Raw genomic sequence first — 8,634 nt, forward strand, 5'->3', positions numbered from 1 at the left:
GAAGGCACTCGCAGAGCCTGTACCCCAAACTTCGTGACATACACGGGTCAGGGCAGCAGTCAAAGTGGTTTTACCATGGTCAACGTGACCAATGGTGCCTACGTTCAAGTGCGGCTTATTACGTTCAAACTTAGACTTAGACATTCGACCAATCTCCCTAATCAACCAGGATCGTAACGTTGACCGGATAAATAATGGAGCTCATGGGCGGATTTGAACCGCCGACCTCACCCTTACCAAGGGTGTGCTCTACCAACTGAGCTACATGAGCATTACAAAACAAATTGGAGCGGGCAGCGGGAATCGAACCCGCGTCATCAGCTTGGAAGGCTGAGGTAATAGCCACTATACGATGCCCGCGAGCAATTTAGTGGTGGAGGGGGCAGGATTCGAACCTGCGAAGGCGATGCCGTCAGATTTACAGTCTGATCCCTTTGGCCACTCGGGAACCCCTCCGAGTCGGATTCGCGTGAGCAAATCCGTCAAAACTTAAAGTGGAGCTGGCGGACGGAATCGAACCCCCGACCTGCTGATTACAAGTCAGCTGCTCTACCAACTGAGCTACGCCAGCTCACATTCGCCTCGTCAGCGAGGGCGGTATACTACGGATTTTTTTCTGGCGTTGCAACACCTTCACAAGGCCTGATTTCAACGAAATCAAAATTGCTGCCGTAATCCACTTTCACCGCCTGAACCAGTTCTTCAGCGAGTTCCGGTTCCGCCTCAAAAGAGAGCGCGTAGCTTATCTGATTTCGGGGGAAGTTGACCAGTACCGCATTAAGATTCTGACGTTTTTTTTCTTCCAGCACGGAAATTGCAGATTCGCGGGACTCGAACAGCCCCAGCGAAATGGCATTGCGGTTTTCGCCCTCGGTAACCAGATAGGAGTCGATCCCCCGCCTCTGAATGTCACGAAACTGGCTCAGGGCGACAGCCTCGGGCTGGGGTGGAATAAGAACCCAGTGAAGGGGTGCCAGCTCTCTTTCGACTTCTTCAATCCTGAAACCCGCCTCCTCCGCGAGAGGTTGACTGTCCACCAGTCTTCGGGCGCGCTCCGCGGTTTCAATCCATCCAAGGCGGGCACAGGACATTTCGGATTCGTCGGCGGGTGCACCAGGCCCGACACCGGAGTCTTCCGGCCCCGGCGACTTGAGGCTGGCCACCCTTGGCAGGCTGCCACTGGCAACATTGGCCATGCCGCCCGATGGCCCCACGAAGTCCGGCAGGTAATAAATAGCAATACTCACCAGCACCAGCACCAACGCCAACCACCTCATCCGGAGGTTTCCTCCGCATGAATTGCACGAAGGCCCGACAACACAAGATCCGGGCGAGAAATACCGGGCAGACCAAGACCGATAAGCCGGTCAGCATCGCCGCCAGTAACCAGAATTTCAGACAGTGACAGTTTTCGGGCGTCAGCGATCACCCGCTCAATCATCGCAGCAGACAGCCAGGCAAGACCATGGTTCACGCACTCTCCGGTACTCTTGCCAGGGTCCGTTGCCAGCCCCTGGTCCGGGTCGAACCAGATCCGGGCGGCATCGGTCCGGAGACTGCGCAGCATCATCTGCAGGCCAGGAAGAATATAACCACCCAGATGCTGACCATGCCGATCAACATAATCGACAGTAACGGCACTGCCTGCATCCAGGACCGCAAAGCCCTGCCTGTGATCGAGCCAGGCACCGTACATTCCATGCCACCGATCAGCCCCCATTCTCGAGACATCCTGGTAGGCGTTCATGAGGCCATTCCGGGACTGTTCCGACCAGTAAAAGCGAACCGGCGCCTGACACAGCTTCTCGACGGAGCCCGCCAAATGAGTTCGCCTTTCTTCAGACGCGACGGTGGATATGGCGACAGACACAACCTTTCCGATCAGTTCTCCCGACATGCCTAGGGGGTTCTCGTCTTCGAGAGAGCCGGTCCCCGAGGCCAGAACCTCATCCTGGTTTGCAAGACACCACTTCAGCCGGGTGTTACCCGCGTCAATAAACAGATTCATTTTGCCACTCGCAGACTGATTTCCCCTGCGCGCACCGGAACAAGCCCGTTTTCGGTCCGGATTTGATAGTTGCCGGCGTCATCAATGCCACAACCGACACCTTCGACATCACCGCCCCGGGCCTTGAGCGATTTTCCCATGAACACATCGCGACGCTGCCAGGACTCCCGAAAATCTGCAAACCCGATATCCGAGAACAGCGCAACAGCATCGAATACAGCATCGATGATTGCACCGCCGATCTGGCTGCGCGACCACTCGACTTGCGGGCAGGCCCTGGCGAGGCTGCTCCAGGGTTGATCGACGCCATCAGCCCGGGACATATGTACATTCAGCCCGATACCCGCAATTACCTGCACCACGCCTTCCTCCAGCTCGCCCTGGAGCTCCACCAGGATGCCGCCAAGCTTGCCGTCCGGCAGAAAAATATCATTTGGCCACTTGAGTCCGACCTCCGGCACTCCCAGTCGTTCCAGGGCATTGGCCACCGCAACGCCGAGCACCAGACTTAACCCATCCAGTACACTGAAGCCGCCGTGGAAGGTGAGCCCCATGCTCAGGTACAGGTTTTCGCCCCGGGGGCTTTGCCACACACGCCCCCGTCGACCTCGGCCGGACGTCTGACAGTCGGCGATAACAACCGGGACACCTTTGCTTCCGGCGGTAATCTGCCTGATCACCTCGGCATTGGTCGAGTCAACCTCGTCGAGGACTGTCAGTGAAAGCTCCTGCTCCCGGCCGGCGGCAATTTCACGAAGCACCCGTGCCCTATCGAGCAGGTCCACCCGGGACACCAGCTGATATCCACGTCCGCGAATCGTGGCAATGTCAGCACCTTCCTCCATCGCGCGACGAATCTGCTTCCAGATTGCGGTACGACTAACCCCGAGCTTTTCGGCCAGCGCGGCTCCGGAGTGAACCTGACCGTCACCGAGCAGCTCTATAAGTGCTTTGGATTTCATAAAGTGCATCCAGCCATCAAATTGGGTAAGGCCGGATTAAACACCAGGGAAGGGAAAAAGACAAAGTTGGCGGCGTCGCTTTGCGAACCGCCTGCGGGAAGATCAGGGAATCGGGGTTGCGGTCAGATTGGCCTTGATATCAAAGTTCTGCATTTTGACGCCATAGACGGCCGTCTGAGCACCACCAACGGGATGAACCAGGTCGATATTGTTGATCGAGAGTTCCTTGAACCGGCTTCTCGCCTTCACCGCAAACCCGAGCGGTCTGTTGTCGGCCTCGGCGAGGGTTGGATTGGAGACATAGCGGTAGCCGGCAGCGGACGAACCATCCATGATTTTTTCATCGCCCCGGTTGCCTGTCACTCCCATTGCATCCGAACCGTCCTCCTTCTTCACAACCCGGGTTTGATAGACATCCACGGAAAGATCAGTGCGTAGCCCAAACGAGTTGTCGTCTACGCCATCACCATCGAAGTCCCCACCATCGCTGGTATGGATATCGTTCAGAACGAGGCTCGTCCCGGTTCCGTTCATGGCCTCACCAACACCGCTGCTTTGCCGGTTGGTTTCCCAGGTCAGCGAGTTCTTCCGGGCTTCATTGATGGCCTTGGCAAGCACCTGCTTCAGGCGGACCGTCAGCCCCTCCTCACCCCGGGTTTCCCAGACGCCTCCGGAAGCCGCACAGGCGGATGGACTATCACCCATGCCACCGGCGCAGACATCGCCGGCCCCGCCGGGGACGACGGTCATGCTGCTGCCGGTTTCGTATTTCTGAATCACGAACCTCCCGAAACTCTGACCGGACTCCTTGTCGCCGATTCTCAGATTGCCGATATCCATGGTGCTCCAGGATTCGCCCTTGATCACCGCAAGCCCCTCCTGGCTGACATCAACGGTCATGTCGCGCACATGGGCGTCATAATCCAGTTCGGTAATCCAGAGACCCTTCTGGGGAATTTCACCATTACCTTCATCGTAGGGCACCGCGATAATCGCCGCCTTGCCGTTCCTGATGCTGACATCGGAATTGATGGTAATCCCCTCACCCGATGCGCCTCCTGCGCCGAGCGTCACATGGCCATCAAGCTCGAATTCGTAAGCCGGATAGAACCCCAGTGCCAGCAGCAGCTCTGTGCCACCCTGCAAGGGGGCGTCATCACTTCCTACTCGCAGACCGTTGATCCGGTAGCCGGCCCTGATGTCCTCGAAACCAATCCGCAGACCATCGAAGAACTCGGTACCGTTGGTGACGCCATCTCGAGTTACATTGACCGTTACATCGCCCTGCCCCCAGGACTGCAGGCCACTGAAGATCACCCGGTTGCCGTCTTCGGTGTAGCTGAGATCGGCAAGCCGAAGACTCCATTCAGTGGCAAGTCGCAAGCCCTGCGGCCCGGCGTCAGGGTGTCCACCCCCCTGCAGATAGATCGCATTGGAATAGCTGCGGCCGTTGAACACCTGATCTTCAAGCAAAAAGCTGACATTCACCTGACCGATGCTCTTGCCATTGCCACCCACCTCAATAGCGCCAATGCTGAATTCACCATCCATGGAGCCAAGGGTCAGGGCCAGGGCCGATCTATTCTGCCAGTCGGTCGCTACATCGAGCCGGAGGTCGTTAATCCGATAGACGCCAGTGATGTCTCGAAACGCGAGGGCCTTTCCGTCATCCCTATATAGAAAAGAGGCCGAGTGTATAACGGTCTCGTTATCGATTCGAAGGCCCTCCCCGGATCGGCCGCCGGCAGTCAGGCTGGTGCTGGAGGAAAGCTCGTAACTTCCACTCAGGCTGCCATAGCTGGGCAGAGGCTGTCCGTTGCCGGAATCGACGGATACGCCATGATTCAGGGGGTTGCTGCTGTAACGAATCGCGCCGACCTCCCAATCCCCGGTTATTCTGGGCGCATTCAGAGCCAGAGTGTCGCCGACCACATCCAGGGTTACTCCCAGTGCCTCCACATTCATGGTGATATCGTCCAGAAAAACTTCATTGCCATTGGTGCGATATCCCAGACGGCCGCCGGTCATCGTGTAGGCGGAGTCAAAGGTATATCCGGCCCCGCCAACGGAGCTGCCCTGCCTTATATTTAAATACCCTTCCAGAGAATGATCGAAAAAGATCCCCCCCATAGTGACACCGGGGGCCCCTGCGAGCCGGATATCACCGAACTCGATCCGTCGGTCTTTCACCAGGTAATCTAGGTTAAGGGATGTATCCTCCTCAACATCGATGCGAATCAGGTGGAATGCCTGACCAGAAGGATCAACGGCGGAACCAATGCGAAAACCGTCCAGATGGATGCCGTTGCCATCATCAACATAGGACAGTCGATCTGCCGTCAGGCCTAGATCGAGCTCTACGGACAAACCACTCTGGCCGCTGATGTTTGCCAGAGTGGAATCGTCCAGGCTTTTCATGTCAGCGACCACCGGGGAGGCGAGGACCACACAAAACAGCCCAGTGGCAATCGTGGCAAGTTGTTTGATTCCGTCTGGCGAGCCCATAACAGTTAACCTCTTCAATCTCACGGATTCCCCGCCGGAAACACGAGCAGGTTTCCTTCCATCACAACGTCCCCTCGCATATCAACAGAGAATATGTCGGTCTGCTGAAAGCCGGGGTCGGTGGGCCGGGCCGTGCTGCTGGAAGAAATCTTAAATTGAACGTCGTTGAACCGAACAGTATTGGGTAGCCCAAGCTCCAGCACATCCCGATTGAACAGTTCGCCATCACCACCGAATCCGGAATCGACTTTGCGGACCCGCAGTGTCAGGCCCTCAAACGCGAAATTGCCCCGAATATCATCAAGAACCATCCATCCCCCGTCCTCTTTCAGACGGTAGGCAAAGCGGGCACCGCACTTCTTGTCAGCATCATCACAGCGTCCGAAATAGCTGTTCTCAACCGGGCCACCCATTTCATTAATGCTGATGTCGCCGGACAGGTAGATTCCACCCTGTCCGGAGATATGCGAGAGAGCTTCATCTCCCAGGCGGGCGAGTTCGGCAAGGCTGGGGAGTGAAAACAGAAAAACAGGGAGAGCAAGTATTGTTCTGCGCAGAAAGGATTTCATTGGCTCAGATCCCTGGTCTTAATGTTCAAGTGTTGTATCAGCATTCCCTGTACACGGGCCGAACCAAAATCGCGGTCGCCAACACTGAAATTTCCGATCTTGAGATTGCTGCGAAACTCCGGGTTCGTGTAGTAGGACTCGTAGAAATCCCAGGCGTCCGCATCACTGCTGCCGCGGAGACCGTCGGCACCAATCTCGCCCGGCTGAGGGCGCCGAATTGCAGCAACCTCCACTACAAAGTTTCCACTGCCATCAACGTCGAAGAATACCGGTTGAAGCTGGTTGCCAATCGCCAGTTCGAGCGCAAAATTGCTCATCAGTATTCGTGATCCGCAGGTGGAACCGTCCTGTGCGCAGGCATTGATAGAAAGTTCCGGGGAATAGAAATTCAGCTTGAACTGGCCGACCATCTGACGCCGATCCTTATCGCCCCAAAGGCGCAGATAGCTACCATCGATGACAGCACTCTTTGCGTGGATATTGATATTGGCAGACCGGTCGTCACCAACTGCCACGTTCATCTGCATGCCGATGTCCGCTCGTTCCCCGATGTATCCAGCGGACGCCGGGCGACTCGAACAGGTGCCGCTGCCAGGACCGGCCCCGGAGTCCATGCAGTCATAACCCTGGTCGCTATTGACCATGGCACTGGCTGCGAACTCCAGCACCGCCTTGTTAGCGATACCAATATCATTGCCATCCACCACATCAATTTTCCACGGGTTCAGGAGTCTCCCGAGATTAACCGGGCCCAGGGTCTCTCCGTAGTTGCTATTGGCCCCGGCGATGTAGAGATGGTTTACCGTAATATCGACATCACGGCCGTCGGTGCTTTTGATCCCGCCAATCCGGAAAATGCGTGCCTGCTCTCCCGAGGCATCCGGCTCATCCGTTCCATGGGAGAATTTGAAATTCTCCAGTACAAGGCCGATCCCGGCTCCATCAATCGAGGACATTTCAGTTTCCGAAAGGCCCTGAAGTTCCGCCTCAACAGGCAATGGGGCGGCCAGAACAGCCGCCATCACCGGAAGGAGCCGCGCGAAAACAGGAAGCTGACTGAAACTCAACCATTTCATACGAAGCTCCTCAGAACAGACCTTTGCCGCGGTCGATGTATTCGGTGCGGTAACGCTGGGTGCCATAGAGCGCCTCGTTGAGATTCACCTCAGTAGCGCCGTTGGGAATATTGAAGAAGGCACCTGATGTGGCCTTGATAAAATCTTCGGGCGTGAAGTCTGTTTTCTTTACATCCTTCAGCCAATCAAGATCTTTGGTCTGGAATGAGATAAAAGCACCGTCGGCCGGCCCGGTGATACGTCGCTCGCCATTGACCTCACCAACCTCTCCTACCGGGAAGCTGTTATAGATATCCAGGTCGAAACAGGAATCTATTCCAAGGACCAGGCAGTCCTCCGCGTAAACATAAATGTCACCGCCTGAACAGCTGAAAAAGGAACAATCCGGAACCTCGATTCGGGAACTCGACCCCCAGCCGATCAGGTTCTTTACCGACCAGCGGGTAAAGCCGCTTGCGCCCTCGAGAATGAACCGTTCGCCATCCGGGATACCGATGAATTCCGCTCTTACCGGGTCCAGGGAGCCAATGTTTGGATCGCCCTCCGCACCGTAAACCAGCTCTGCCTTGGTGGATAATGGACTACCGCCTTCGAGTAGAGGGGTGAGGAGCACGATGATTTGGTCAAAAAGGTTACCGCTTGAGCTGGCCTGGCTCAGCCCTTCACCGCGGTCAATGATGTCCACGTTCACATTGCCAGTCAGCGTTTCAATCTTGCCGGACAGGACACCCATGGATTCACCGAAACCCAGTCGGAAGCCGACCACTTCCTCAGTTTGTTCATCGAAGGCGAACTCCAGAAACGGATTCTGGATCAAGAAAGGAACGATTTCCCCCTCGGCATAGGTACTGCCATCGGGCTTTCGCTGTCTCGGAGCTTTGGGATTGGCGTCAAAGTAAGCCTGATTGTTAATGTAACCAAGGGCAAAATCTTCAATATAGACATCCGAAGTGCCCGGTTTCTCACCTTCCCGGTCGTAACGGCCCATTTCCAGCACATCCACATTGGTCTGGATTTCAATGTCCATTCCGAGATTGACCCGGGTATAGGCGGTGTTGTCGTTGGCATCAGGATGGTACTGGCGGTCAACCGATACAAAGGCCTGCCCTGTGACTTCAGACATCTGTCGATCTGAAATCGGGCGCAGTTCGGCGTTGACCCCCGAGGCCAGTAAAGGCAGGAGGAGAAGCGAATAAAATGGTTTACTCATAGTCACATCTCACCGCGGCCGCTTCTTGTTATTGGCGGCTGATTTAAAGATGACTGATGAGCGTCTCTGAGGCTGGCTTGGATTTTTGATGTTGTTTTAGCCAGTTCTTTTACAGAAGTGTAACCTCGGTTACATGTTGTCACTGTGCGCAGCGTCATGGTTTTGGCATTTGCCAAATTTCAGGCAATAAAAAACCCCAGCATCGAGGATGCTGGGGTTTTTGGTATTAGGAGCCTGACGATGACCTACTCTCACATGGGCAACGCCACACTACCATCGGCGCTGGTCTGTTTCACTTCTGAGT

The 8,634-nt window shown here is 55.8% G+C and carries 8 protein-coding genes and 4 tRNA genes; all 12 read right to left on the reverse strand.

The window, feature by feature from the left end; all coding sequences use genetic code 11:
* On the reverse strand, positions 1 to 144 hold a 144-nt coding region (locus tag MDHKLMBL_RS20425; RefSeq protein WP_241956285.1), incomplete at its 3' end, for a GTP-binding protein.
* A gap of 51 nt (positions 145 to 195) precedes the next feature.
* Positions 196 to 271, reverse strand: a tRNA-Thr gene (locus MDHKLMBL_RS20430).
* A 14-nt stretch (positions 272 to 285) separates the two neighbouring features.
* A tRNA-Gly gene (locus MDHKLMBL_RS20435) sits at positions 286 to 360 on the reverse strand.
* Positions 361 to 371: 11 nt separating this feature from the next.
* A tRNA-Tyr gene (locus MDHKLMBL_RS20440) sits at positions 372 to 456 on the reverse strand.
* A 39-nt stretch (positions 457 to 495) separates the two neighbouring features.
* A tRNA-Thr gene (locus MDHKLMBL_RS20445) sits at positions 496 to 571 on the reverse strand.
* Positions 572 to 602: 31 nt separating this feature from the next.
* Positions 603 to 1,277 carry a hypothetical protein gene (locus MDHKLMBL_RS20450; protein WP_227510665.1) on the reverse strand — a complete coding sequence of 225 codons (675 nt, stop codon included), beginning with the start codon at positions 1,275 to 1,277 and terminating at the stop codon, positions 603 to 605.
* Positions 1,274 to 2,008, reverse strand: a complete 735-nt coding sequence (locus tag MDHKLMBL_RS20455) for a type III pantothenate kinase (protein WP_008174817.1) — start codon at positions 2,006 to 2,008, stop codon at positions 1,274 to 1,276. Before MDHKLMBL_RS20455 ends, MDHKLMBL_RS20450 begins: the two co-directional genes overlap by 4 nt.
* Positions 2,005 to 2,970, reverse strand: a complete 966-nt coding sequence (locus tag MDHKLMBL_RS20460) for a biotin--[acetyl-CoA-carboxylase] ligase (RefSeq protein WP_104272543.1) — start codon at positions 2,968 to 2,970, stop codon at positions 2,005 to 2,007. Before MDHKLMBL_RS20460 ends, MDHKLMBL_RS20455 begins: the two co-directional genes overlap by 4 nt.
* A 102-nt stretch (positions 2,971 to 3,072) precedes the next feature.
* A complete protein-coding gene (locus MDHKLMBL_RS20465; RefSeq protein WP_104272545.1) occupies positions 3,073 to 5,475 on the reverse strand; it encodes a DUF6160 family protein in 2,403 nt (800 codons plus the stop codon).
* Between the two features lie 20 nt (positions 5,476 to 5,495).
* The gene (locus MDHKLMBL_RS20470) at positions 5,496 to 6,044 is read right to left on the reverse strand and encodes a hypothetical protein (RefSeq protein WP_092034372.1); all 549 of its coding nucleotides are present in this window, start codon (positions 6,042 to 6,044) and stop codon (positions 5,496 to 5,498) included.
* Positions 6,041 to 7,120 (reverse strand): hypothetical protein, encoded by a 1,080-nt coding sequence (locus MDHKLMBL_RS20475; protein ID WP_104272547.1) that lies wholly within the window; start codon positions 7,118 to 7,120, stop codon positions 6,041 to 6,043. The genes MDHKLMBL_RS20470 and MDHKLMBL_RS20475 overlap by 4 nt, the downstream gene beginning before the upstream one ends.
* 10 nt (positions 7,121 to 7,130) lie before the next feature.
* The gene (locus MDHKLMBL_RS20480; RefSeq protein ID WP_104272549.1) at positions 7,131 to 8,330 is read right to left on the reverse strand and encodes a hypothetical protein; all 1,200 of its coding nucleotides are present in this window, start codon (positions 8,328 to 8,330) and stop codon (positions 7,131 to 7,133) included.
* Positions 8,331 to 8,634: the final 304 nt, after the last annotated feature.

Source organism: Marinobacter flavimaris (assembly GCF_002933295.1).
GTDB lineage: Bacteria > Pseudomonadota > Gammaproteobacteria > Pseudomonadales > Oleiphilaceae > Marinobacter > Marinobacter flavimaris.